The sequence below is a fragment of the Microbulbifer variabilis genome (assembly GCF_052467165.1).
Genome location: NZ_CP174301.1, coordinates 3,275,158 through 3,299,558 on the forward strand (window position 1 = coordinate 3,275,158; position 24,401 = coordinate 3,299,558).

Genomic DNA, 24,401 nt, shown 5'->3' on the forward strand with positions numbered 1-24,401 from the left:
GCACTTGTGCTTTTCACTTTCCGAGCACTAAAGCAACTCACCCTGACTTACAAAGTTGGCTCCTTCCAGCTTCAAAAGCCGAGCCTTCAGTGGCAGGCCTCCGGCATAACCGGTAAGGCTGCCATTCGCACCAATTACCCGGTGACAGGGAATTATCACCGCTACCGGGTTGGCACCATTGGCCCGCGCTACCGCGCGAATAGCACGAGGCTGCCCTAAGAGCTGTGCCTGCTGGCTATAACTGCGGGTCTCACCAAAGGGAATCTGCAACAGGGCGTCCCATACTCGCCGTTGGAATTCGGTCCCCCGCGGGGCCAGGGGCAGATCGAAATTTTTCCGCTTCCCGGCAATATATTCTCGCAACTGCTGAGCAGCTTTTTCGATAAGATCAGAGGTTTCTCTTTTCCAACCCGGCCCAGCGCGAAGCGGGCGCTCACTATCGCAAAACTGCAACGAAACAATACCCCTGGCTTCACCCTCATCTACCTGACCAGAGGCCGCTATGGCAACTTCACCCAGTTCTGTGGTGTAACTCTCATAAAAAATCATTTCTGCTCTCCAGATTTCAGGGACTGCCACAGCAGGATTGCCCCGTAAGCCCGCCAGGGCCTCCACTTTTCAGCCCTCGCCAGGGCTTCTTTTGGTTTTGCCTTTAGACCTTTACTGCCCAGTGCTTGCAAAATTCCCAGGTCTGAGGATGGGAAGGCATCCGGCATGGATAGCCCGCGCATGGCAATGTATTGCGCTGTCCAATCGCCGATACCCGGCAATGCAGTGACCTGCGTACACCAATCCTCCAGGGACTGCTCGCCAAAATTAACCCGGCCATCAAGTGTTGCGTCAACAAACTCTCGCAAAGTATTGGCCCGGGTACGTGTCAGCCCCAAGCCGGTAAAATCCGCCTCAGAAAGTTGTTTTGCAGTGGGAAACAGGAACCTCTCAACTCCAGAGTCATCCACAAAGGACTCCCCATAGCGAGCCACCAGGCGCCCCGCAATCGTGGTAGCCGCTGCCACACTGATTTGCTGCCCAAGTATTGCCCGCAAAGCGTATTCAAATGGGTCCCAGGCTCCGGGTAAGCGCAGGCCCGGTCGCTGTGCCAGCTGTCTCTTCAGCAAGGGGTCTTCATTTAACACTGCCTGGATCTCCGCTGTATCAGCATCCAGGTCAAACAATCGACGAAGACGCTGATTAAGCAGGTACAAGCCGGTACCACCCTCCTGCCCGGATACCTCCACTACCAAGCGGTTTCTCTCTGGATCGTGGGTCACCCGCATCACTCCACGCCCCCCCTCCAACGCAAAACTGCGTAAATACTCGCAGTCCCTTACCTGCTCTACCCCCGTCAGGGCTCTGGTACGGAGGAATGCCAGTAATTGCTGCCAATCCAATGGTGGGCGGTAATCGAGATAGAGCTGTACTTTTGTAGAAACACCACATTTCAGCCGCCTATTATGGCCCTCCCTGCGCACCTCGGATGGTGTGCGTTGGTAAATCTGTTTAAACACACCATTAAATCGACGCAAGCTGTTAAATCCCGATTCATAAGCAATTTCTGCTACCGGCAAATTGGTATCACGCAATAAACGAAAGGCAAAGAGCGCCCGCTCAGTCTGCCATACCGACAAAGGGCTCACACCCAAGTGCTCAGCAAACAAACGTCGAAGGTAACGGCTGCTGACCCCAAGGCGCTCCGCCAGCCGTTCCACTGAATGAGGCTCCCGTTCGCTGCGCATCAACTTCAGTGCCCGCTGTACGGTGGTAGAGACCAGTTCCCAGGCCGGACTGCCTGGGGCAGAGTCTGGCCGGCAGCGTAAACAGGGCCTGAAGCCAGCACTCGCGGCCTCTGCCGCAGTGGCAAAGTAAGTAACGTTCTGCTCGAGGGGGGGGCGTGCGGGGCAGATGGGACGGCAAAAAATCCCGGTGGTTTTCACCGCTGTAAAAAAACGTCCATCGAAACGACGATCGCGAGCCAGTCGCGCACTGGAGCAAACTGCAGCATCAATTTTCATAAACCCCTCCCGTTTCTGACTACCAGTGTATGGATTCCACGCCCATGGAACTAGTCAAAAACGGAACTGGCCATTTTTAAAAAGCTGACTAACTGGTCTCACTCAATTGGAAGTAGGTTTATATACAGTAGCAATAACGGCAGTAACACTTGCGCAGAGAATGCATAAATTTTTTCGCTTACTGGAAAAAATCAGGCTAAAGCATAAATAACAATACAAGTATGAATTTAAAAGTATCTTCGACTCATAGTCCTTTTCTTATATCTGCCTGACACTTTTGCCTAAACATGTTTAACACAACATCTGCGCGAACGTTCCCAACCAAATGGCGGAGTTTTATTTTTTAAAATTACAAGAGATATAACCCGGAAAATAGCCCGCCATTTTTTCATCGACCTTCACACATCCAACACCAAAACAACGCATATTAAACGGCACAAAGTCCGGTGCCGTAGTTACATACAAAAGTATTAGCGATTTATCTGCACGACCCCGGAACTATCTACAGGGAAGTAGAGACCGGGAAACTAGTGAAAATAATTTTTATACTTTCCGACGTTAACCGACGAGATCCATCTCTTCTTCTCCGACAGATAACAAAAATAAAATTTGTTTTCGGAGACTTTAACCATGCCCCAAATACCGCTAATTATATTTTTTCTCTCAATATTATTTTTAAGTGCCTGTGGATCCGACGGTGGCCGGGGAGATGCTGCCGAAGATCTATTGCCAGGCGCCAGTATTGTGGACACTGACGGAGACGGTATTGAAGACAGCAGGGATAACTGCCCAAGCATCAGCAATTCCAGCCAGGATGACACCGATAAAGACAGCAATGGTGACGCATGCGATAGCGATGACGACGGTGATACCCATCCAGACTCCGACGACAACTGCCCGCTAACAGCCAATTCTGACCAAGCAGATAGTGATGGCGATGGCATTGGCAATGCCTGTGATGAAGATCTTGACGGCGATGAAATTAATAATGACAGCGATAATTGCCCCGCTGACGCAAATCATGAGCAGGGCGATATAGACAATGATGGCGTCGGTGATGCCTGCGATAATGACCGTGATGGCGACGATTACACCAATAGCCTGGACAACTGTCCGGATACAGCCAATCCCGACCAAGCGGATCAGGATAATGATGGCATTGGCGACCTCTGTGACGCCGATAGTGATAGTGACAATGACGGCCTGGACGATGGCGCCGACAATTGTCCACATACACCAAACCCCGACCAGAAAGACGCCGATGGAGACGGCATAGGCGATGCCTGCGATAGCGATAGAGACGGCGACGGCTTTGATAACGACTCTGACAACTGTCCAAATGTCCCCAACGCTTCGCAGGATGACCAGGATAACGATGGTATTGGTGACACTTGCGACTCCGACCTCGACAATGATGGTACTGAAAATGATACCGACAACTGCCCTTCTATTAGCAACCCCGACCAAAGTGATATCGACTCTGACGGCGAAGGGGATGCCTGTGACAGCGACGATGATGCTGACGGTATTGAAGATGACTCCGACAACTGCCCCGCAGATGCCAATGAGGACCAGACCGACACCGACAATGACGGCACCGGAGATATCTGTGACAGCGACCGCGATAATGACGGTGTAGAAAACAGCAATGATAACTGTCCGCTGGAACCCAATGAAGACCAGACCGACACAGACGGAGATGGCTACGGTGATGCCTGTGACGACAATACCGATAGCGACGGGGACCTAATTCCAGATAGTATCGACAACTGCGTTAATGTACCCAACCCCGACCAGCTAGACCTGGATGGTGACACCGTAGGCGACGCCTGTGATAGCGATCTCGATGGAGATACCGTCGACAACAATAGCGATAACTGCGTCTATATTCCCAACCAGGATCAAGCGGATAATGATAGTGATGGCCAGGGAGACATTTGCGATTCCGACGATGACAATGACGGCGTAGATGACCTCACCGATAACTGCCAGCTTGTTCCCAACTCCGATCAAACAGATACCGATGGCGATAGCATTGGTGACGCCTGTGATTCCGACCTAGATGGCGACGGCATATTAAATGAGGTCGATAACTGTCCCCTTGTCAGCAATACACTGCAGGAGGACCAGGACGGCGATGGTATTGGTGATGCTTGTGACTTGGACAGTGATAGCGACAACGATGGCCATGACGATGGTGAGGACAATTGCCCGGCAGATGCAAATCCCGATCAAGCAGACCAAGATGGAGACAATATCGGCGACGTTTGTGATAACGATCGCGACGGCGACGGAGTAATCAACGATCTCGATAACTGCCCTCTGACTCCAAATGACCAAACCGACAGTGACAACGACGGTACTGGTGATGCCTGCGATGATGACGTTGATGGAGATGGCATTGAAGATAATGTCGACAACTGTCCAGCAGTACCAAATGGTGGGCAGGAAGATAGCGACAACGATGGTGTCGGTGATGCCTGTGATCATGACCAGGATAACGACGGCTCAGATGACGGCGCAGATAACTGCCCCACTATTCCCAACCCAAACCAGACTGACACTGACGGTGACGGTCTGGGAGATGCCTGCGACCCGGATGTGGATTATGACGGTGTAGAAAATGATATCGATAACTGTCCACAAACCATCAACCCTCACCAGGAAGACTCAGATAATGATGGCGTAGGAGATGCCTGTGATTTCGATAGTGTACTTTCCTGTACCTCTTTCGAAGGTCTTGAAGTTATGGATGGTGTGAGTGCTGAGTTGGTCAACGGCATAACCTCACCTTGCGATGGATGTTCAGTAACATCTATCGACAAGGTAACCAACGGAATACTCTCCGATGCAGCCAGAATAGAGGTAGTTAGCGGTGCTGGAGGCAGCGCCTATATCCAGATAAATCACGACAATATTAAGAGCGGCCGCTACATGATTGGCTTCCTGGTGGAAAATGGCAATTCACCGCTCGATGAGATCGAACTGAACAGCATTGTTATCGGTACTTACCTGGATGGCATAGCCACTGGCGAGACTACAAGTGGTTATATGCTCGCCCCCTTCAAAGTGAACGGAGCGCACTATCACCGTCTACTCCTTGCAAATACCCAGGCTGACTTTGATCAGGTTCGCCTAAGCTTGAAAGGCCTGAACTCTATTAATAACAAGCTGGATGTTTATCTAGCCTGCGCGGTACCGATTGACCAGCAACCATAAGCTTATTAATCATCGAAGCAGCAGCCCTAAAAAGGGCTGCTGCTTTCACTATCACCATAAAAAGTACCTTTCATTTTTTCTACACAGCCCCTTCAAGGTATTAGCTTAATTTAATCGCCGATTACTATTAAGCCTGCAGTCACGCCTAATTAATAGATAAATCCGCCAGAATAATTTCAAACCTATCTTATTCAGCACAGGTTAAGTCAGCGATTCACATACTGGCAACACCCTTCCTGGAAGAGCTACCTCTTCTATAGCAGGAAAGAAACAATCTTCCGAAGCATTAAACCGCTGTTTTGATTCCAATTTTTTTCAGCAAAAATATAGGAAAATAGATAGCGGGCGTAAAAAACTGGAGTAACCAAACGAAAAGTAAATCAAGGAGGTTTTACCATGAAAGGAAAACAGACAACTTCAATTCTGTCTAATCTTTTTATTTGTGCAAGTCTATCTATAACCGTGCTTACAAATGCAATGGATGCTAGTGATACCAGCAACTACACTGAATACACTAAAGCTGATTCCACAGTAACTTATACAAATAAACCTCGCATTTTTGACCACACCAAAATTGATGAAGCCGTTAAAAACACCATGCGGGATATCGAAATTCCCGGCATGGCTATTGCCTTGGTTGCCAGGCCTGAAATGCCAATCATATGGTCTAAAGGATATGGAGTAAAAAGCCTGGAAGAGGGTGGTCTGGTTACCCGGAATACGGCCTTTTGGCTAGCATCAGTGAGTAAAGTTGTTATGGGAACAGCGATTGCAAAAGCGCAAGAAGACGGAATCCTGAGCCTGGATCAGGAAGTACAAAACCTTCTTGCTGGGGGCTATTTCAACATTGATAACCCAGGCTCACAACCTATTACACTCCAACATCTTGTCACCCATAGATCTGGCATTAATGATGGCCCCACATATCAATGTAGTTACTATATCAATCATGGAGATGGTACCCACTCAAAACTGATGAACCTCAAAGAGCCTGGAATCTGTCCAGAAGACAGCCCAATCACCTTGGCCGGTTTTTTAGGAGCGTACCTCGACAGCGAGGGAGAGTTTTATGATTCAGAGCACAACTTTCTCTCGCAGACACCTGGAGAAGCATATGAATATTCTAATATAGGAGCAGCCTTAGCTGGATATACTGTGGAACTCGCCAGCGGATTTTCTCTCGCTGACTATGCGGATAGAGAAATATTTACCCCTTTAGGTATGATTAACACAAGCTGGAAGCTCCCCGACTTTATCCCAGGAAATATCGCTAGCCCACACTATGCAATCGAAAATAATTTAACACCTATACCACACTACGACCTTGCAACCTGGCCAGATGGAGGATTAAGGAGTAGCGCCTATGATATGGCACTATTCCTCGCCACTATTATGAATGGTGGTGAATTAGTATCAAGAAAACAGGGCAGTAGAATTCTAGAGGCTAAAACTGTTTCTAATATGTTGACACCAATTGAAGATGGTTTCGGCATTTTCTGGGGTCTTGATTTTCTATGGAATTACAATGGAAAAAATCACAAACTTAATGGCCACAATGGTAGGGATCCAGGCTCTTTTTCTTACTTACTCTATAACCCAGCTGATAAAATTGGAGTAATTTTACTGGCTAATAGCAACCTTGAGAACGCCAACAAAATCAAAGTCAACAAACTCATAACTAAACTCTTCGAAGCCGCCTCAGGGCTACAAACAAGCACACAATAGTATAACTATCTCTTTAAGCAGCGGCCTTCGACTTATAATGTAGGTTGTTCTTAGGAGTATACAGAAAGCACTACGGTGAGTGTCGGAAACTATAAATATAGATCACCATTCTGGCCTCACCCCCTATTCAGTATATGAAGCAACAATAGCTTCAACAATTAACTGAAATTAAAAAACCAGATTCTCGGTTTATGATCAGAAAAAATTACCCTTTTAGGCCTTATAAGAGAACTCCCTCCCGATTAGAAAAATACACTACAAAGCTGTTTCTTAAAACCTCTTCTTCTAACTATCAATGAGCATTAGCAAATAAACCCTCAACCCTAACATTAAAGAAACCATATCAACCAGGATTTAAGGAAATAGCAAAGAGCTCAACTTCCCAAATCAACCTTAACCTTTACTTTCAGGTAAAAAAATAGCCCAACAAGAAATGGGCTATCAAATATAGATCACAACAATAAGAAATCCCTAACAATTAAACTAAAAATTGCCAGGGACTTCTTGAGGCAAGGATTAACTATTGTACTATTGTACTGTTATGGTTATTACCAATTTGTCCGACTGTTGCAGTATCCATAGTGCCGGTTTGAGTCACACTAAAATTATTACTTTGCCCATTCTGCGAAGCAACTGCAACATTCATCATTCCAAACTGGGCTAAGAGTCCCGTATTACTGGTTCCAAGCTGGAAGGAGTTTGCAAAGTTAGAAGTACCAGTTTGCAAGAGATTCAGAGTGTTCGACTCCTGCTCCTGTCTAACAAAGGCAATATGGCCAATGCCAACCTGTGAGGCATTCAACAAGTTATTATTTCCTAACTGATCCGCATCAATAAATCCACCTGTAAGGTTGGACTGATTGATATTTACTGTATTGGTATTACCAACTTGACTTGAATCCGCAGAGCTACTTACAACAACAAACTGCCCAATCGTGGCTACATTGGAAGTGCCTACTTGAGTAGCTACCGCAGTAGTACCACCGAAAGTATTTGCTTGAATAATTGTCGCTGTATTACTTTGCTGAAACTGGTTGATCGTCGCTACAGTGGCTTCTGCAGTAATCTGAGATGTTGTTGCGGTATTGTTGTTACCAACTTGCGCAATACCGGCAGTCGTTCCAAGAGTGGCAAAATCCTGAACAGAATTAGCTGTATTTGACTGCCCATCCTGAAGCTGAAATATAGAAGCAAATGAGGTGCTATTTATCTGCTGGCCAAAGGCACTGTTACTGGTGCCAATCTGGGTTTGGGAAATCAAGCTATGGGTAACTGTTGGGTCCACCTGATCCACAACACTAGTGTGCGCATTGCCACTTTGGTTAACAATAGCAGTGTTATTGTCAGCAAAAACACCTTGACTGGCAATAGCGAACAAAACAGCGGCTGCTATGGGGGTACATCTTTTCACGTTTATCTCCTTAGGAAATGAAATTAGCAAACTTAAACTTCTTGTTACTGCTTTAAAGATGAATCTAATCAACATCACGCCCTAGCACAAAAGCAAACGCCAATGCTTAAAGGGGTTTCCTGCGTAATACTCAACAAAAGTTGTACCGATACTCTGGCAACTATCCTTGTAAATTTCCTCACAGTAGAAACACACAACGAGTTACTTCTTATATAAGGCCACAGCTTGATGCTGTGATGAGTTTTGTAGCCAGGCCGTGCTTGCGCAATAGGAGATAAGTACCGAAAATATAGGAAAAAATACCCAGGTAGATTCAGACCTTGAAGAGAATTATCAAAATCAGGCAAAATACAACACGATGGCGCAATCACCCAGCCAGCTTACAAAATAAAAGTGTGGAGATTTAGAGCGTAACAAAAGGATGTGCAATATAGACTGACTATTTACCAAGCATAAAATGCAGTCAAATGTCGCGGCCTGGCCATCTCAAGTCAAACCACTAACGAATGAAAAGTCAAATTAAAATATAATGGACCTACATATCAAATACGACCTCAACACATAGGCCCACCCAAAGATTAGATTTTACTTCTACTGAATACAGGCGTCTGCAGCATTGTCAAAGGTGTTGAGCACCCAAACAGTACCAGTGCAAGGGGGAACATTTTGATCATTGAGGTCATTGCCTGTATTACCTGCGGCATCATTCCCGATAATAAGCCATCCAGTCTGAGCAAACGGCTGTACCATGATTCCATTTACACCATTGTCCGTTGATAAGTTCTCGGCAATAATACCGCCATTTCCTTCGGCAACTACGATGCCACTCGCTCCATTAGAGCTGGTATCATTATCTCTCAACAATGAATTGTTACCGACAATTTTTACTCCCATCAGGGTATTTCCTGTCGCCTCAGTAGTTCTCACCTGGCTTCCGTCACCCATCAGACGAATACCCATGCCTGTATTGCCATTCGCGTAAGAAGCCTCCAAGGTGTTGCCAGTACTCCAAAGGGTAACTCCGGACAAACTATTAAGAGTGGTACTTACTCCCATAATAAAATGGCCACCATCACCCTCTGCAGATACTCCAGTGGCACAACCCTCAATGCTTCCACCGCCTGCAGTATCCTCAAGAACCCTGCCTGCTCCAACTAACCTCACTCCGATTCCAACGGGAGTATCACAACTAATGGTATAACCATTTAAATCCAGGCTTGCACCTTCTTTTAATGTTAATGCAGGATTGATCGCGCATGAAAGAATATCCCCAGACAGAACAGTTGCGGATGTAAGAACATCACCACAGCTGACAGCTGAAGCTATACCCGACACCGAAATACTGGCGGCTCCGGCAACGGTGAGCAGTACTGCTTTTAAAGGATTAACACTTACATTTTTCATATTAGATTCCCTTCATTTATTGATTGTTTCAAAGGAGAGTACACCCAAAGCCAAGGAGAGTTTGACCTAGGTTTGAGAAAGGGCCATAGGAAATTTTTCCTAAATAGATAGCAAAACAACCTGGATTATCAACAGCCAAAACAATCAATATCCCCAACAGATACTGTTATAACCATTTACTATTTTTCAATTGGCCCAGGTAAGTAGAATGCCCGACCCCAGGTAAATTAGGAAGATTAAAAAAATTATAAGCCTATGAGAAAAACTTTTATTCCGGGCATAAAACGTAAAACAACACGACAGCCATAAAAAGATAAGCGCACCATTTTACAGCAAAAAACAGAAGCACTGAAAACCATAAAACAGCTAAAGCGTCAATTCATTAAAGATTTATATGTTAACCAGAATACAAACGAAACTTGATTTATATATAAAACTTATTCTTATGAAGAAAAAATCGGATACTATTGCAGCAAATCCATTATATTAATGCATTTGTCGCGGGGAGAACATAATAATGCTCATCCCCACCACTGCCACACTGGCACCGGTTATATCCCAGACAGTTGGCTTAACTCCATTCACCAACCATAGCCACATAATGGACGTAAAGATATAAATACCGCCATAAGCTGCGTAAACCCGCCCTGCTGCGGTCGGGTGAAGTGTTAACAGCCAGACAAATAGCGCGAGACTAATGCCGCCAGGTAGCAAAAGCCAAGCACTCATTCCCTGCTTGATCCAGAGATAAGGAAGATAACAGCCGGCAATTTCAGCAAGTGCAGTTACAAAAAACAAAGCTATTGTTTTTAATTCAAACATTACCGGAGATTTACCGCTTTCCTTATCACCAAAAGTTCACTAGCGATTACTAATCAACGGGACAAAGACTTTCAAGCGAAGTAGTAAATGCACGCTTCATAAATTCAAATTGCTCATTGGTCTCCATAAGTTTACTCAATGAGCTTCTGGCGACAAGAAAACGCTTTTTTTCTGACTCTGTCATTCCTTCATGATACAGATATAACTGTTCTACAGGCTTCATTGCTGCCTTTTCTTGTCGGTAGTGGGAATCTGCAGACATCGCCAAATCCACCTTATCCCTTATGGACCCGTCAGGCATAATTTGCACCGACACACTGGGAACCAGATTGGCAATTGGCCCGGTTAGATTGAGTACCTCTGGATTCAGCTCACTCAGTTTTCTGGCAATATATACCTTCAGCTTGTTATTCCTGACTTCCAGCTTCACGAATGGTTTTATTGTTTTGAACTTATCTTTATCTTCTTCGAACAATTTAACGGAAGCTTCCAACATCACCAGGCTTTGCGTATTCAGGAAACGTTCATACTCCTCCAGTTGGCAAGAGGCCTGCACACTTTGGCAGAATACAAAGGCGAGAATCAAGGCTGGTATTTTCATTGTTCCAATGTTTATCCTTAACATTTTTATATTGGCCGCCCAATTCCAGCGGGCAAACCTTCCTTTACCCCAGGGACATTTTAGTCGCCTTTTTACAACCGAGTTTCTATAGGTTCACATTTGAGGAATTTCCTGCAAAATGTACGCGGCGTCCCTCTTTTTACAAGCTATAAACGCCATAAACAGATAAAAGGTAGTAACTGCCAGTTCATCAGTACCTAAAAATATGAAGGGGCAGTAAAGGAAGGCCAGCATCACTTCCAATAGTGACCAGTTATTGGCGAAATAAACAACGCCAGCCCAACTCCAAACTCGTTATCAATGTGCTGGCAGTCAATAATTGTCCAAAATCACGGGCGGTAAAGACCTGGCTTGGGACACCCACTCTTCCACACTCTCTCTTGCCAGCAGTTTCACTATCCATTGGTGAGTTAGGGGCCAGGTATTCAGTTGGGGAGAATGTGAGTAAATCCGAATAACTGTAGGCACCAGTACCAGATCGGCCAGAGAAAGCTCCCCACATAGATAAGGGCCACCACTGGATTTCAGTTCCGACTCCCACACAGAAAATAATCTCTCCGTATCCTTATGCTCATCCGAGGTCATCTCACGCTTATTGGGATAAAAAGCACTTTCAAATGACAGGCGGGGACAGAGCCCCGATAACCCGGCATGTTGCCAGCTCAGAAATGAGCGGACCCTTGCCCTGGCTAAAGGCTCAGCGGGGAGCAGGGCATCCCCACCTACTTCATTGGCATATTCCATAATTGCCAAAGAGTCAAAGATGATGTTATCGCCATCAACCAACACTGGTACGGATGCAGATGGTGATATTTCTCCAATTCGCCGCAGATTTTCGAACCTCTGGGGCTTTCTTATATCCACCACTCGCTCTTCAAATTGAATACCAAGCTCCCGCATAGCGAGCCAAGCGCGGAATGCCCAAGAGGAGGCATTTTTTGTACCGGTGTATAAAATACGGCGCATCCTTTCTCTCCACCTAACTGAAGACTAGTAATTTCCACCTCATAATAACCGGCGCTTATTTAGCAACGAAAGAATGCAAAAAGCTATTTATTTTCTATCAGTTTAAGGGCACAAACGTACCAACAAATTTAAGCCAAAGTGCAACAGGTTTGACTTGAATGAGCAAGCTTAATGAGAACTACAAGTAAAGCCTGGGGGAGAAGAGAATCACTGAAAGCTCTAGATAACATTTGTTATCAAAGTAGAAAAAATTATTTAATAGCTTTTACTTCAAAATCAATGATCTGCTTTAAGAAAGAATAAAAAAGCCCGGCGATGCCGGGCTTTTAATTCCAGTCCTAAAACTCTGTTATTTAAGGCCTAGTACCTCTTTCCCCTGGATAAAAGTAACATCTACAGGAATGTTCGCTTCAGACAACCGATCCAGGTCACCTTGCAATTCGGGACCAATCACGCCCTGCTTGGCCAATAGCGCTTTAGCTTCTTCATAGTTACCGTCACCCTGGATGGTAAGGATCAGGCGAGACAAATTAGTCATTGCCTGCTGCATCTTCTCGAAGTCTACACTGTATTGACCAGTTTCAGGATCACGGGTAAAAGCGCCCTGCTCCTTGAAGAAGTTGAAGCGCATCATATTCGCCTTACCATGCGCACTTGCCGCACCAAAGCGTACGCTGCGAAAGATCCCGGCGAGGAAGGTAACGTAATTATCCATCAGCTCGCCATCTTCGATTTCACCTTTCTCATGCAGGCGGGTGACCATATACAGACCCAGAATATCCGCCTTGCCTTCCTCCAGGGAGGAGGAGGTTTCCTTCAATGCAGTGCGTACATTCGCACCACCATCAACGGTTTTCTTGATCCCGAGGCCATGGGCCACTTCATGGAACATGGTATTGGCGAAGAAAGCTGGGAAAGTAATATGCTTGCGCTGCTCAGGAGCAATCAGTACATCGCTGATAGGCACCAGAATCTTGTCGAACTTAGCGCGCATGGCATTTTTCAACTGTAAACGACGGGTGCCCTTGGCCAGCTGCACTTCTTCATCATTGGGCAAGTTAATGGCAATGGTCTTGGAACCAGCATTGCTATGCCCTGCATAGAAAAGTACATCGTAAGCATTCAGGTCAGAATCAGTGCCCGGCTCTTCCGATTTGTACTTCTCTTCAACTGGCAGGCCTTTCTGAAGCTCAGGCAGCAGTGCGGCAAACTTAGCCAGCTTTTCACTCCACTCCTTATCCTTCAACAATACATAAGACTCATAAGCGGTGCGGTAAGCAAACATCTGGTCTTCGTAGTTCTCAATGGGGCCGATGACTACATCGATCTCATTTTCCTTCATGTCCATCCAGGCCATATCACTGGGACGGAAATTATCCGTCAACAGCGCATCGGCGCGCATGGTCAGGTAGTGTGCAAACTCCTTGCTCTCAGCCAGTGCGGCAGCCTGGCGCAGGATATCAGCGGCTTTTTTCAATTCCGCGTTATACGCTTTGTTGTAAGGAATCAGCTCCAGCTTGCCGGCATCATTGCGACGGACCAGGGAATAGAGGCCATCTTTGCCAGGCTGATCCCAGTCCTCAAACTCCTCACGCGTCATATCCGCTGGATAGAAGTTCGCACCGAGGGGTTTAGAGCCATAGCCAACAATAAACGGTTTGTTGTCGTTTAGACGATCCCAGGGGCCATAGTTAATATCGGCGAACTTGCGCGCGCGGCTATCTTCGATTTCCGGCAGCAGTACTTCTGCGGGGCCGTAGGACTGCAGCCAAAACAGGCGATCCATAATCTGGCTGGCGTCGATCAGCAAACCAATCATCTTGCGCTGGTTATTGCTCAAGCTGCTGAGGTTAGCAGTAAGCTCTACAGGCACATAGATATCAAAACGCTTATCTGCATTCTCCACAGTCTGGCCAGGAGGCGGGCTCACAGTCTCAGATTCAACAATCTGGGCTTCGGCCTCATCTTTTTTGACTTCTTCGGCCTCTTTGTTTTTGCTACAGCCGCCCACCAGCGCTATCGCCAACAGTGCGGCAGCGATCTTGGAGGACTGAAAAGGAATGGTCATATCGCTCTGCCTATCGTTTTTTTGTGTCGGCGCCACATTAGTCGGGCTGGGCACAATTATCAAGATAGGAGCCTAGGGCGTGACAATCTCTACCTCATCGGTACGCTCCTGCTGCTGCATCTGCCAGAGCATCGCATAATGCCCCCCTTGTTCCAGCAACTGGCTGTGGGAACCCTGCTCAACAACCTTGCCCTGATCCATTACCAGGATGGTGTCCGCATCTACAACCGTAGAGAGGCGGTGAGCAATGACGAGAGTGGTCTGCTCCCGGGCAATCTCCTGTAGTGAGGCAACAATGCTACGCTCTGATCGGCTATCCAGGGAGGAGGTCGCTTCATCAAAAATCATGATTGGTGGTTTTTTGAGCAGCGCCCGGGCAATCGCAACCCGCTGCTTCTCCCCTCCGGAAAGTTTCAGGCCGCGTTCTCCCACCAAGGTATCTATTCCATTAGGCAATTGCTCGACAAAGTCTGATAGGTGCGCGTGTTGGATCGCCTCCATTACCTCCTCATCAGTGGCACCTACCTTGCCGTAGCGCACATTCTCTTTGATTGACTGGTTGAACAGCACCGCATCCTGTGGCACCACGCCAATAGCCCGGCGCAGGGATTCCTGGGTAACAGTGCGGATATCCTGGCCATCAATACAGACTCTGCCACCCTCGGCATCATAGAAACGGAACAGCAACTTAAACAATGTTGATTTACCGGCACCACTAGCACCGACAATAGCTACTTTCTGACGTGGCAGCACTGAGAAGCTTACTCCACGCAAAATTTCGCGATTGTCCTTGTAGCCGAACCGTACTTGCTCGAAGTCGATACGCCCTTCGAATACCTGTAGTTTGGACGCCTCCAGCATATCTGCTACCGCGGGCTTTACCGTCAGCAAGGAGAACATTTTCTCAATATTTGCCAGGGCTCCCTTCATTTCGCGGTAGACAAACCCGAGGAAATTAAGCGGGATAAAGATCTGCATCATAAAGGCATTAACCAGGACAAAATCACCGATGGTCATCTGTCCGTTCGTTACCCCAACCGCTGCCAGCACCATCGCGGCACACATGGCGCTGGCAATAATCAGAGCCTGACCGGTATTCAGACTAAACAAGGATAAGCGGTTCTTACGCCGGGCCTGCTCCCAAGTTGCAAGCTCCTTATCATAATGGCTGGATTCGTGCCGCTCGTTGGCAAAGTACTTAACCGTCTCGTAATTCAGCAGGCTGTCCACGGCACGACTACTGGCCTGTGACTCCGCCTCATTAAGCGCTCGTACAAAGCGGGTGCGCCATTCTGTGGCCACTACGGAGAAGCCGATATAAATAATGACCGCCGCCAAAACTACCAGGGCGAACACACCGCTGTAATTCCACCAAAGAAGCCCCGCCACCATAGCAATCTCTACCAGGGTAGGCACGATATTGAACACCATAAAACGCATCAGAAAGCCGATGCCGCTATTACCACGCTCAATATCCCGGGACAAACCGCCGGTGCGCCTATCCAGGTGAAAATCCAAATCCAGCTTGTGCAGATGCTGAAATACCTCCAGCCCTACCCGGCGCTGGGCACGCTCGGTCACACGGCCAAAAATGGTATCCCTCAACTCACCGAACAAGGTGCTGGAAAAACGCACTGCACCATAGGCCAGCAAAAGCCCCAACGGCAACGCAATAGCCTCGGCTACACCACCAGCTTTATCCAAATTATCGACTATGTGCTTAAGAATAAATGGAAGAGTAACCCCTGCGACCTTGGCTCCAATCAGGCACAGGATTGCCAGGACAACAGCTCTACGAAACTCCAGCAGGTAGGGAAACAGGGTCTTAAGTGCGCCCCAATGCACCTCATCCAATGGAACTGTGGACTTAGGTCTCGGCATAATTGGTTCCGGAAGGAAAATTAGGCGCCTATTATAAATAGACTGAAAGACTTATATAGACGCTCAGCCAGATATGCAGGGTGAACGCCCTACTGCGGCATCACATACCTTGGTTACCCAACCAATATTCAGATTGATCATATCCGCAGCATAAAGAGGGGGTTATCAGATGCCAGGGAGACAGCAGGCACTGGAAACAGCGGCAAACACCCAACCTGGTCAGCATCGGTGGAAGTATAAGAAGGCTTATTCGAATTTTCGTCCTCCAGCTCACAATTCATCAGAATAGCTACCCTTAGCCCGCCTCCACAAAGCGGCAAGCGGCGCTTAGCGATACCTCTATATTGCTACCAACGACTATAACGACATTGCCCTGCAGCAAATAGTGTTTATCTAGTGAGAAAGAGAGGCTCTGCCTATTACCAATAAACAGATAATATTTTAATTATCAGATTTGACTTTCGCCAAGCCAATAACCAATACATATTTTTAGAGTAAGAATCTCATAAAAAATATAATATTACAGGTCAGGAAAAGTCATAAACTCACTCGACACACCCAAGAAAGTCATCTGGATTGACAAATAACTCTCTTAAGTTAACGTGATACAGCTTCCCCCCCTAATTCGCCGAAACTCGATTCAGCGCGCCATTATTGTAGCGGTAAACTTCACAATTCATCTTTGCATCTAACACCAGCATTTTCTGCTTGGTTTCACGCCCTTGAGTCGCACCTGAGTACTCTCTATCAAAACAAATATACCAATTTATATTGGTAAAGGCTTCGATCATCAATTGAAGCTTATTCCCACAACCAGATGGGACGTGATGATTTGACCCATTTACATTCACCATCATTGCAGATGAATAATTACATGGAATCTTTGAAATATACATTTCTATTCTCCCTACCGGCCCATAACTAGTAAACTTATCCAGTGACCGTAAGAAAATTTCTTCAGCATGCCCACCACCTTGATAATTTTGTGGCTTGGTCACTTTTGTCTTACTGCTATTAAGCCTACCCCTTTGAGCAGGGTAAATTCCTCCAGGTAAAGGTGAACTTCGAACAGGGGTTTTGTAGTCAATCGAGAATATGTTACTGAGGGTGCTGTCATCACTGTCAAATCTGTAAATCAAATACTCATTCACCCCACCTGTTTGCTGTCTATAAGCATTACAAGCTTCAAATTCACGGACAAACCTTCTGCTTTGATGCATTGTAAAAGGCATTTCTCTCTCCTTGAATGGCTGTTGTACTCAAATCACAACTTAGAAATCAATACTCTCCAAAAATAAATTGACCTAATAAAGGCATTTAAGCCCTTAAAAATAACTCAGAGATCTCGAAGCTTTAAAACTATCCTGTTGGATCAACCCCAAACCAACTGAAAGTAATCAACCATGGCAATCCATATTTTCTAACATATATTTTAAAACTTTGTCATCAACATTATTCAATCGTTCAAGAATATTAAGATGATCTCGGTCATTGGCCAGAGAAAAAGAGCAGTTGATTCCTGACTTAAGCAGTTTTTCCTGATACTCCTTTGTCTGGCGAAAAAACTCAGGAGTATCAAACTCAGGCACTATTAGATGTAGCGGGCAGAGTTTTCTCCCCTCTCTAAGCGGGATTAACTGTGGACTTACCCTCTCCGCTGAGTCCATCGACATCTTAATTGTGTCATTGACGAAGCTCTTTACCAGGGGGCGGATATCAAAAAGCCCGGCTAAGGAAAATGCAGCCTTGAATTTGCTCTGTGCGGATTTTGAAACACCAAACTGTTCCCAATCGGTCTGGTGAAGCATCGCTACAAGCTGACCACCCGCCGAGTGCCCTACCAGGTAAACTGCCGACGAGCCTCTCTGTTCAGCTTCTATAAGTACCGTAGCCATCGCACACTGCATCTGTTTTACAATGGATTCCATTGGCTGGCCATTATTCCAATCCTGGGCCATACGGTATCCAGGCATGTAGACAGCAACCCCCTTTTTATTAAAAGATTCAGCTAGAAAGGAAAACTGTTCCTTTGAGAACCACTGCCACCAACCACCATGAATATAAATTACGATGGGTGCATCTTCAGGAACATTCCCAGGCCTGAAGACATCCATAGAACCCAATAACTCTCCCTCTCCAAAGTGAACAGTTTGCAACCCATCTTTTACCTTTTGACGGTAAATGGAGCTATGACTCTCGGTGAATGCCACATGGGCTGGTAGTAACTCCTCTGTAGGCAACCGATGGGTCCACAGCGTTGGGTTGTATTGTTCGTCTGTTTTTTCCCGTGTAAAACTATTCCAGTATTCGTTCATCTTATATTCCTTTACTTCACACTCGGGTCTAAAGCTTCAAAATGATCCTCGCGCAGGCGCATAGTGCCATCCTCCTGTAGAACCCAGAGTTCCCGCGTGATCACCCCTTGCGCCTTGTTCATTTTCCAATTGCTAGAAAGTACAGTTGAAACATCATCTACGACCTCAATTTTAGTATCCAGATAGGACACTTCTGAGAACCCCTGGGCTACCAGATTTTCCCAAAAGGCCTGTATCTGCTCCCTTCCCTGAAACAGGCCGAACGGTTTGGCCACCATTTGGGCATCCTTTTCATACATAGACGCACAGCCTTCAGCATTACCCTGATTGAAAAACAACTTCCATTGCTCGCTGGCTACTACAGTTTTTTCGATTAGCACCTTACTCATATCAGACTCCTCTTCACAAAAACTAAGTATTGAATTTCTGCAAGCATATTGCCCCAGCTACTACCTTATGATAAACAGGTATTCAATCAAATAACTGTTTAGTAAAATTAAACAATGAAGCCTAATCTTGAGGATATGCAAGTATTCCTGGCCGTAGTAGAAGCCCGTAGTTTTACAGCTGCGGCAGATAACCTTACCCGTACCAAGTCGGCAATTAGCCAAGCGGTTACCCGGCTGGAGGGAGATCTTGGTACAAGGCTGCTCTACCGAAGTACACGGGCACTCTCTTTAACGGAAGCTGGCACCCAGTTCTACACTCACTGCCGCGAAATCCGGGATATCTATAACTCCGCCTTGGCAGACTTAAAAAGCACCAATGAAAAGTTATCAGGCACGCTGACGATTACTGCACCTCACGCACTCTGTGAGCCAGTTATTGTTCCGGCAATTGCACAATTCGCGGAACAGCATCCACAGCTTGGAATACGATTACTGGCGAACGATGCCCCCATAGACCTGATTGAGTCTCAAGTAGACCTTGCAATCCGAGTGGGCAGCCTCGATATGCAATCAGCCAAAGTATCCAAGCTAGGCATACTTCGGGAAAGTCTCTATGCAAGCAAAACTTATATGGATGAGCAGGGTGGTTTACCAGAGGACCTCTCCACATTGATCCATTGGCGACATATCGCTAATGATTGGCAGGGTATCCCAATTAAATATGAGTTAGGCAGCAAAAGAAAAATACGAGTCATACCAAAAATTCGCTGCAACTCTTTACATGATATTTTAAAAATGACGGAGATGGGGTTAGGGATTGCCAGAATTCCAGATATTACTGCATCACAAAGTATCGAAAAAGGTCTATTGAAGCGGGTGATTGAAGTCGGCTCAACCCCTATACATTATATGCACCTTTACCCAAAGAAGCCTCCTGTTAAAGTCCAGAGATTTATAAAATCGGTAAAAGACCAACTGAAATATTCAGATAAAGATAACCATCAGCTTTAGGCTGCCTCATGATCAACTTACTGATTTATTTTAACCTGCCATAATAAATCATTCGTAAACGCCGCCATTACCTGCAGGCTGACATTCAAAAAAATTTGAGAACAACCTAAGGGAATACGCCCAACAGAAAGATCTCAAACATAAAAATGAATAGCAAAAGCAAAGGTTGCTTGCTCAAAACAAACAACCTCTGCTTGTACTCTATTTAATTGTCTAACCAGCTTCAAAGCCAAGAAAAATTTATAATTTTGTTCCTCAATCGCCATTTATTCAAACGAAATCATCAATCGTATAAATACTAGACAACAACATTAGCCAGGCTAATGATCCCAGCTAGGAGCAATAAATTTTACCTCTGTATGATGGGTTTGCATAACCAGCTCAATTGATGTTCGATTTACTGTCGCGAGCCCCCCTGTACTTCTACCTTCACCAAAACTAATAATCTCACTATGACCCAGCATTGGGTGTATTCTCCCAGTTGATATAGCTACGTGATTTAGTAATCCGCCCATAAAGGACCGGAAAAATACAAGGTCCCCCCTTCTTGGGCGCCACAAAGAACCTGGAAAATCTTTCCAGTCAGTCCACATGGTTGTCAGGTCACTAGTATTAAAAGCATAGGGCTTAAGTGATGGTGACTTTAGATTGAGATCCTGAACTAGATTTAAAGCTCCTTGCCTATTGAGGTAGCCGCGCCTTATTGCAAGCAGTATTGGATAACTCCAACAGTTGATAGGCTGGGCAGGACTTCCTAACAGGGCATGAGGTCCCGTACCTCCTCCCCAGGTAGTAATATTTCTATCGGTGGGACCCCAAGTATATTGTTGGTGATTATTTGCATCTACTTCTGCATCATCAGCAATATCTGTAGCACGACTCATAGCAAAATCCCCTCTATTAATAATTAAAGTCAATTAAGTTAATTTCACCTAACCAGGCAGAGAAGCCTTTTTTAACGCCAAAAATAGCGTTACAGTGAGAATCATATACTTTTAGACTTCAAGACATCGGAATTGTTGCACATCCAGAATTACAGACATCCAATTTATAACAAACACAATTTTATTTTAATAAACTAAAAACGTATACCTGGTAGCTCAACAGAAACTACCTGATATACTCCACTTGAAGGCTTAACAAAAACCCGAGAACCGATAATCAAAAAAAATAGGAATTGCACTTTAACGAGAAATTACGAAGCAGCAATTACTCAAATAAAAAATCAATTAAACTCACGAAAAAATAACCAACTAATCCCAAGATATGCTTCTGACCCCAACAGATAAATTTTGAACTGGCATCTGCGATGGATAATCTACAGAAAAATATTGAGAAACTAGCAATCTTAGATTTGCTGGCCCAGTACACCCTCACAGCCGACAACCATGATGCTGAGGGGTGGGCATCGCTCTTTACAGAAAATGGGCGCTTTGAGAATGGAAACCTGATGATAAGAGGGCGAGAAAAACTGCGTCAATATCTGATTATACACAGCCAGCTTGGAACTCGACATATAACCTCCTCGCCTCTGTATACCATTTCTTCTGATGGGCAAAGCGCTACAGGGAAAGCAACCACCCTCGTAATCGCCGCCACACGTCATGGCTATCGCACCATCATGGCCGGACAATACGATGACAAGTTAATAAAAATCAATAACAACTGGTTATTTCAATGCAGGCGTGCTGAAGCTTTTGGCTTGCCGGAAGACCCTGATTTTTCAGTGCTAACCGCAGATCACCATACAAACAAATTAATTAATATTTTACTCGACGCATGGGATAAATTGGGAGAACCTATAGTATAAAAGTCATCAAGAGCAACGAGCACAAAATACCACCAAAGATTCAAAACAACCCATATAATTAAAAATAATTAAAATACCTCTTATACTCAAAAATATCATTTGTTTATTAACAAAAATTGCCAGACCATAGCCTTATAAAACCATTTAAGACACATTAAGCAACAAAAACCAAATTGGTTTTAAAGCTCAGCTTTAACAAGCACTCCAGAACAACAGCTTATAGATTGACTTTAACTCTGACTTAAAGGGGGATTATGATGAAACTTATAGACTTAAATACCATACCTTCATCTATTACCATAGTTGTAGCCAATGCGCTTTCAATCTCCCCTGCATTCGCTGTAGAGTGCTATGAAACCGTCACAACTACAGCCTTCCTCACTGAAAACCTCCACTGTGAATTAACATCAGAAAATCCTTACGCGATAATTGTCAGCGGACCTTCCGGCAACTTACAAATACAGGGGGATGGAGGAATAACTTGCACCGGCAATTCAGATATGGAAGACCAGTTTGGCTTACTAATCGAGGGAACTGGCCGGCAGGTACGCGGAGGAATTATAGAAAACTGCCCCGGGGGTATCCTTGTTTCTGGCTCCGGCTCGCACTCCATTTTGAATATGGAGATAAAAAATTACTACCTGGATGACGGTATAAAGATCAATAGTGACAACAATATCATCAAAGGTAATACGATCACTGGAAACCCGTTATATAGTGGTGATGATGGCATAGACTCAAATGGAAATTACAATTTAATTACACACAATACGATAAAATATGCCGGAGATGAAGGGATACTAATTGATGGAGAGGACTCAACAGTACTACATAACTACATATCATACAGTGGTGATGATGGTATTGACCTGGATGGAACCAGAGGCGTAGTTTCATTTAACACTTCTGAGCACAATTCCGGGGATGGAATATTAATCGATACTAACAATGCCTCAGTAAGCCAAAACACTGCCAATTATAATGGTGCTGAAGGCATAGAAATAGCCGATGACAGCTCCAATAATATTGTTAGGGGAAATACCGCCAATAGCAACCAAACTGTTGGCATACTTATAGAAGAAACCAGTAGTGAGAGCAACATCATTAGAGGAAACACCGCACTGGGTAATATGAACTATGACCTAAGTTCACCAGGTGCCGACCCAACATGCCTTAATCTTGCCAATGAGTGGGGTAACAATACAGCTGAGTCCTCTGAACCGGCATGCCTGCGCTTTCTTCCATAGGAATATTTCACATACTTAAAGGTGGCTGATGCCCCCCTTGCTTCCGTCTTAAAGCACTCCAAGGGACCTAAGATAAGATTATGATAGCGCTGGGATGTAATCCCCAAATTCTAAAGCTACTCTTCCAATACGAGTAAATCATTCTTCTCAGCGAAAGTTTGTTTTACGAACTCAGACGCCGTGATCCCCATCTCCTCTTTAAAAGCCCGTGAAAACTGGCTGGTGCCATTAAAACCGCTGTTTAAGGCAACCTGCAACATACTTGCATTGCGCCCAGAGCCCACCAGTTGTGCTGAGGCAGACTCCACCCTGGCACGACGCAATAAGCTATTGTAGGATGTATTGTGATAACGCAAGGCACGGTGTAGATAGGAAGGGGAAATATTCAAGGATATGGCCAGCTGCTGGGCTGAAAGATCTACATCACAACAGTACTTCTGGATAAGCTGACAAGTCTGGCGAAATACCACATTCAAGCGTTGCGGTGTTTCCACTTCAGCCGCCGCCTTTCCGCGGCTCTCCTCTATACAGGCAATAGCCAACTCCGCTACCGGGTTAAATAGTGTCTCAGGAGAGACAAAAGAACTTTGCTGTCTGGCTCTTGGCAAGAGCAAAAGATAATTTCTGAGTAATAGGCCTGGGCCACTATTGCTATCAATCACTAGAGGCTGATTATCACCAGGGCCCTTTCGAAATTTTTCGATTTTTTTTCTAGGGATACGACATAGCAGTACATGACTTTGCTGTATCAAGTCATGGATAATAGTCTGCCCCAAGTCCACCAGATAAATCCCACCAGAATTCATTGGAATAAAGTGATTACCACGCTGTATGGCACCACGACCAGACAGTATATACACCACGGTGTAATCTGCGTAGCCATCACTAAGATGATGATTGTTGCGATGAAAAGAGTTTCCAGAGAAGATTGCGCGGGCAAAAGAGTCTCCAGTAAGGGGGTTTATGGTGCCAGAGAATTCCCCCTCATACTCCTGGCAGTGATGGGGCTTGAGAATTAGCTCGCAGTTGTAAGGTAATATTTCCTCCAGATGTTGCTTCCAGCGCGACCAACGCTCCTCTATCGGCCAAATTCCAGTATTGATACTTTTTTGTATAAACGGGTTTTTTTTCTTTTCTTTTAGAAAATCCTTACGCATGATTCGCTTATCCTTAAGCTGTCTCATTGCTGGCAATAGGCAAGAATAAACCAATTTGGAACAACTGCTCACCAATATAGAGAATATTGAGACAGCATATTCCAGCTCAGAGCTCATAAAGACGCGTTTTTCGAGTCCCGGGTATTACTCGGCCAATCCTTGCCCCTCATTGGCACAGCATTCTACTGTTGACTATGGCTAACAGTACCCGGCCAGTAATTCTGTTGGCGTCCTGATCAGAAAACCCTGTAATTCTCAGGCTTTCAGGCGGGTAGATAACAGCTTTGTTATTGATAGTCATTTAGCTGGTTAGAGCATCAGGTGCAAAAAAAATGAAGAAAA

At 45.5% G+C, this 24,401-nt stretch carries 19 protein-coding genes; 5 read left to right on the plus strand and 14 right to left on the minus strand.

What is annotated here, in order from left to right:
* Positions 1–27: 27 nt before the first annotated feature.
* Both ACJJIP_RS14580 and ACJJIP_RS14585 read right to left on the minus strand, forming a co-directional pair.
* Complete coding sequence (locus ACJJIP_RS14580) at positions 28–549, minus strand: methylated-DNA--[protein]-cysteine S-methyltransferase (RefSeq protein ID WP_444945425.1); 522 nt, start codon at positions 547–549, stop codon at positions 28–30.
* Entirely contained in the window at positions 546–2,012 is a 1,467-nt protein-coding gene (locus ACJJIP_RS14585) for a DNA-3-methyladenine glycosylase 2 family protein (RefSeq protein WP_444945426.1), read from the minus strand. The genes ACJJIP_RS14580 and ACJJIP_RS14585 overlap by 4 nt, the downstream gene beginning before the upstream one ends.
* Before the next feature lie 630 nt (positions 2,013–2,642).
* Between ACJJIP_RS14585 and ACJJIP_RS14590 the strand changes: the two genes are divergently transcribed.
* Positions 2,643–5,231 (plus strand): thrombospondin type 3 repeat-containing protein, encoded by a 2,589-nt coding sequence (locus ACJJIP_RS14590; protein WP_444945427.1) that lies wholly within the window; start codon positions 2,643–2,645, stop codon positions 5,229–5,231.
* Positions 5,232–5,627: 396 nt separating this feature from the next.
* A complete protein-coding gene (locus ACJJIP_RS14595; RefSeq protein WP_444945428.1) occupies positions 5,628–6,956 on the plus strand; it encodes a serine hydrolase domain-containing protein in 1,329 nt (442 codons plus the stop codon).
* A 520-nt stretch (positions 6,957–7,476) separates the two neighbouring features.
* Here the strand turns inward: ACJJIP_RS14595 and ACJJIP_RS14600 are convergent.
* The 10 genes from ACJJIP_RS14600 to ACJJIP_RS14645 all read right to left on the minus strand — a co-directional run bounded on the left by ACJJIP_RS14600 (position 7,477) and on the right by ACJJIP_RS14645 (position 18,834).
* On the minus strand, positions 7,477–8,442 hold the full coding sequence (locus ACJJIP_RS14600) for a hypothetical protein (protein ID WP_282951263.1): 966 nt from the start codon (positions 8,440–8,442) through the stop codon (positions 7,477–7,479).
* Positions 8,443–8,958: 516 nt separating this feature from the next.
* Complete coding sequence (locus ACJJIP_RS14605; RefSeq protein ID WP_444945429.1) at positions 8,959–9,771, minus strand: right-handed parallel beta-helix repeat-containing protein; 813 nt, start codon at positions 9,769–9,771, stop codon at positions 8,959–8,961.
* 486 nt (positions 9,772–10,257) lie between these two features.
* Positions 10,258–10,593, minus strand: coding sequence for a YnfA family protein (locus tag ACJJIP_RS14610; protein WP_020411710.1), 336 nt, complete (start codon positions 10,591–10,593; stop codon positions 10,258–10,260).
* A gap of 49 nt (positions 10,594–10,642) precedes the next feature.
* Positions 10,643–11,194, minus strand: coding sequence for a hypothetical protein (locus ACJJIP_RS14615; RefSeq protein ID WP_020411709.1), 552 nt, complete (start codon positions 11,192–11,194; stop codon positions 10,643–10,645).
* A gap of 333 nt (positions 11,195–11,527) precedes the next feature.
* Entirely contained in the window at positions 11,528–12,181 is a 654-nt protein-coding gene (locus ACJJIP_RS14620; protein ID WP_444945430.1) for a glutathione S-transferase family protein, read from the minus strand.
* Positions 12,182–12,530: 349 nt separating this feature from the next.
* Positions 12,531–14,249 (minus strand): DUF8614 domain-containing protein, encoded by a 1,719-nt coding sequence (locus tag ACJJIP_RS14625; protein WP_020411706.1) that lies wholly within the window; start codon positions 14,247–14,249, stop codon positions 12,531–12,533.
* A gap of 72 nt (positions 14,250–14,321) precedes the next feature.
* Positions 14,322–16,130, minus strand: a complete 1,809-nt coding sequence (locus ACJJIP_RS14630) for an ABCB family ABC transporter ATP-binding protein/permease (protein WP_444945431.1) — start codon at positions 16,128–16,130, stop codon at positions 14,322–14,324.
* Positions 16,131–16,750: 620 nt separating this feature from the next.
* Complete coding sequence (locus ACJJIP_RS14635) at positions 16,751–17,362, minus strand: hypothetical protein (protein ID WP_444945432.1); 612 nt, start codon at positions 17,360–17,362, stop codon at positions 16,751–16,753.
* A 165-nt stretch (positions 17,363–17,527) separates the two neighbouring features.
* Complete coding sequence (locus ACJJIP_RS14640) at positions 17,528–18,445, minus strand: alpha/beta hydrolase (RefSeq protein WP_444945433.1); 918 nt, start codon at positions 18,443–18,445, stop codon at positions 17,528–17,530.
* Positions 18,446–18,456: 11 nt separating this feature from the next.
* Entirely contained in the window at positions 18,457–18,834 is a 378-nt protein-coding gene (locus tag ACJJIP_RS14645) for a YybH family protein (protein ID WP_444945434.1), read from the minus strand.
* A gap of 114 nt (positions 18,835–18,948) precedes the next feature.
* On the opposite strand from ACJJIP_RS14645, the gene ACJJIP_RS14650 reads away from it, so the two are divergent.
* A complete protein-coding gene (locus ACJJIP_RS14650) occupies positions 18,949–19,845 on the plus strand; it encodes a LysR family transcriptional regulator (protein WP_444945435.1) in 897 nt (298 codons plus the stop codon).
* 320 nt (positions 19,846–20,165) lie between these two features.
* Here ACJJIP_RS14650 and ACJJIP_RS14655 read toward each other — a convergent pair whose 3' ends face one another.
* Entirely contained in the window at positions 20,166–20,762 is a 597-nt protein-coding gene (locus ACJJIP_RS14655) for a hypothetical protein (protein ID WP_444945436.1), read from the minus strand.
* Positions 20,763–21,154: 392 nt separating this feature from the next.
* On the opposite strand from ACJJIP_RS14655, the gene ACJJIP_RS14660 reads away from it, so the two are divergent.
* Together ACJJIP_RS14660 and ACJJIP_RS14665 are read left to right on the plus strand one after the other, a co-directional pair.
* Positions 21,155–21,655, plus strand: coding sequence for a nuclear transport factor 2 family protein (locus tag ACJJIP_RS14660; protein ID WP_282951270.1), 501 nt, complete (start codon positions 21,155–21,157; stop codon positions 21,653–21,655).
* Between the two features lie 254 nt (positions 21,656–21,909).
* Entirely contained in the window at positions 21,910–22,902 is a 993-nt protein-coding gene (locus tag ACJJIP_RS14665) for a right-handed parallel beta-helix repeat-containing protein (RefSeq protein WP_282951271.1), read from the plus strand.
* 116 nt (positions 22,903–23,018) lie between these two features.
* On the opposite strand, the gene ACJJIP_RS14670 is transcribed toward ACJJIP_RS14665, so the two are convergent.
* Positions 23,019–24,059, minus strand: a complete 1,041-nt coding sequence (locus ACJJIP_RS14670) for a helix-turn-helix transcriptional regulator (protein WP_444945437.1) — start codon at positions 24,057–24,059, stop codon at positions 23,019–23,021.
* Positions 24,060–24,401: the final 342 nt, after the last annotated feature.

What these genes read in the sequence shown, in the direction of transcription:
- ACJJIP_RS14640 (WP_444945433.1), bottom strand. Translation starts at nt 18,445, where the DNA reads ATGAACGAATACTGGAATAGTTTTACACGGGAAAAAACAGACGAACAA.
- ACJJIP_RS14585 (WP_444945426.1), bottom strand. Translation starts at nt 2,012, where the DNA reads ATGAAAATTGATGCTGCAGTTTGCTCCAGTGCGCGACTGGCTCGCGAT.
- ACJJIP_RS14610 (WP_020411710.1), bottom strand. Translation starts at nt 10,593, where the DNA reads ATGTTTGAATTAAAAACAATAGCTTTGTTTTTTGTAACTGCACTTGCT.
- ACJJIP_RS14660 (WP_282951270.1), top strand. Translation starts at nt 21,155, where the DNA reads ATGGATAATCTACAGAAAAATATTGAGAAACTAGCAATCTTAGATTTG.
- ACJJIP_RS14635 (WP_444945432.1), bottom strand. Translation starts at nt 17,362, where the DNA reads ATGCCTTTTACAATGCATCAAAGCAGAAGGTTTGTCCGTGAATTTGAA.
- ACJJIP_RS14625 (WP_020411706.1), bottom strand. Translation starts at nt 14,249, where the DNA reads ATGACCATTCCTTTTCAGTCCTCCAAGATCGCTGCCGCACTGTTGGCG.
- ACJJIP_RS14630 (WP_444945431.1), bottom strand. Translation starts at nt 16,130, where the DNA reads ATGCCGAGACCTAAGTCCACAGTTCCATTGGATGAGGTGCATTGGGGC.
- ACJJIP_RS14670 (WP_444945437.1), bottom strand. Translation starts at nt 24,059, where the DNA reads ATGCGTAAGGATTTTCTAAAAGAAAAGAAAAAAAACCCGTTTATACAA.
- ACJJIP_RS14620 (WP_444945430.1), bottom strand. Translation starts at nt 12,181, where the DNA reads ATGCGCCGTATTTTATACACCGGTACAAAAAATGCCTCCTCTTGGGCA.
- ACJJIP_RS14665 (WP_282951271.1), top strand. Translation starts at nt 21,910, where the DNA reads ATGATGAAACTTATAGACTTAAATACCATACCTTCATCTATTACCATA.
- ACJJIP_RS14650 (WP_444945435.1), top strand. Translation starts at nt 18,949, where the DNA reads ATGAAGCCTAATCTTGAGGATATGCAAGTATTCCTGGCCGTAGTAGAA.
- ACJJIP_RS14645 (WP_444945434.1), bottom strand. Translation starts at nt 18,834, where the DNA reads ATGAGTAAGGTGCTAATCGAAAAAACTGTAGTAGCCAGCGAGCAATGG.
- ACJJIP_RS14605 (WP_444945429.1), bottom strand. Translation starts at nt 9,771, where the DNA reads ATGAAAAATGTAAGTGTTAATCCTTTAAAAGCAGTACTGCTCACCGTT.
- ACJJIP_RS14590 (WP_444945427.1), top strand. Translation starts at nt 2,643, where the DNA reads ATGCCCCAAATACCGCTAATTATATTTTTTCTCTCAATATTATTTTTA.
- ACJJIP_RS14580 (WP_444945425.1), bottom strand. Translation starts at nt 549, where the DNA reads ATGATTTTTTATGAGAGTTACACCACAGAACTGGGTGAAGTTGCCATA.
- ACJJIP_RS14600 (WP_282951263.1), bottom strand. Translation starts at nt 8,442, where the DNA reads ATGTTGATTAGATTCATCTTTAAAGCAGTAACAAGAAGTTTAAGTTTG.
- ACJJIP_RS14595 (WP_444945428.1), top strand. Translation starts at nt 5,628, where the DNA reads ATGAAAGGAAAACAGACAACTTCAATTCTGTCTAATCTTTTTATTTGT.
- ACJJIP_RS14615 (WP_020411709.1), bottom strand. Translation starts at nt 11,194, where the DNA reads ATGAAAATACCAGCCTTGATTCTCGCCTTTGTATTCTGCCAAAGTGTG.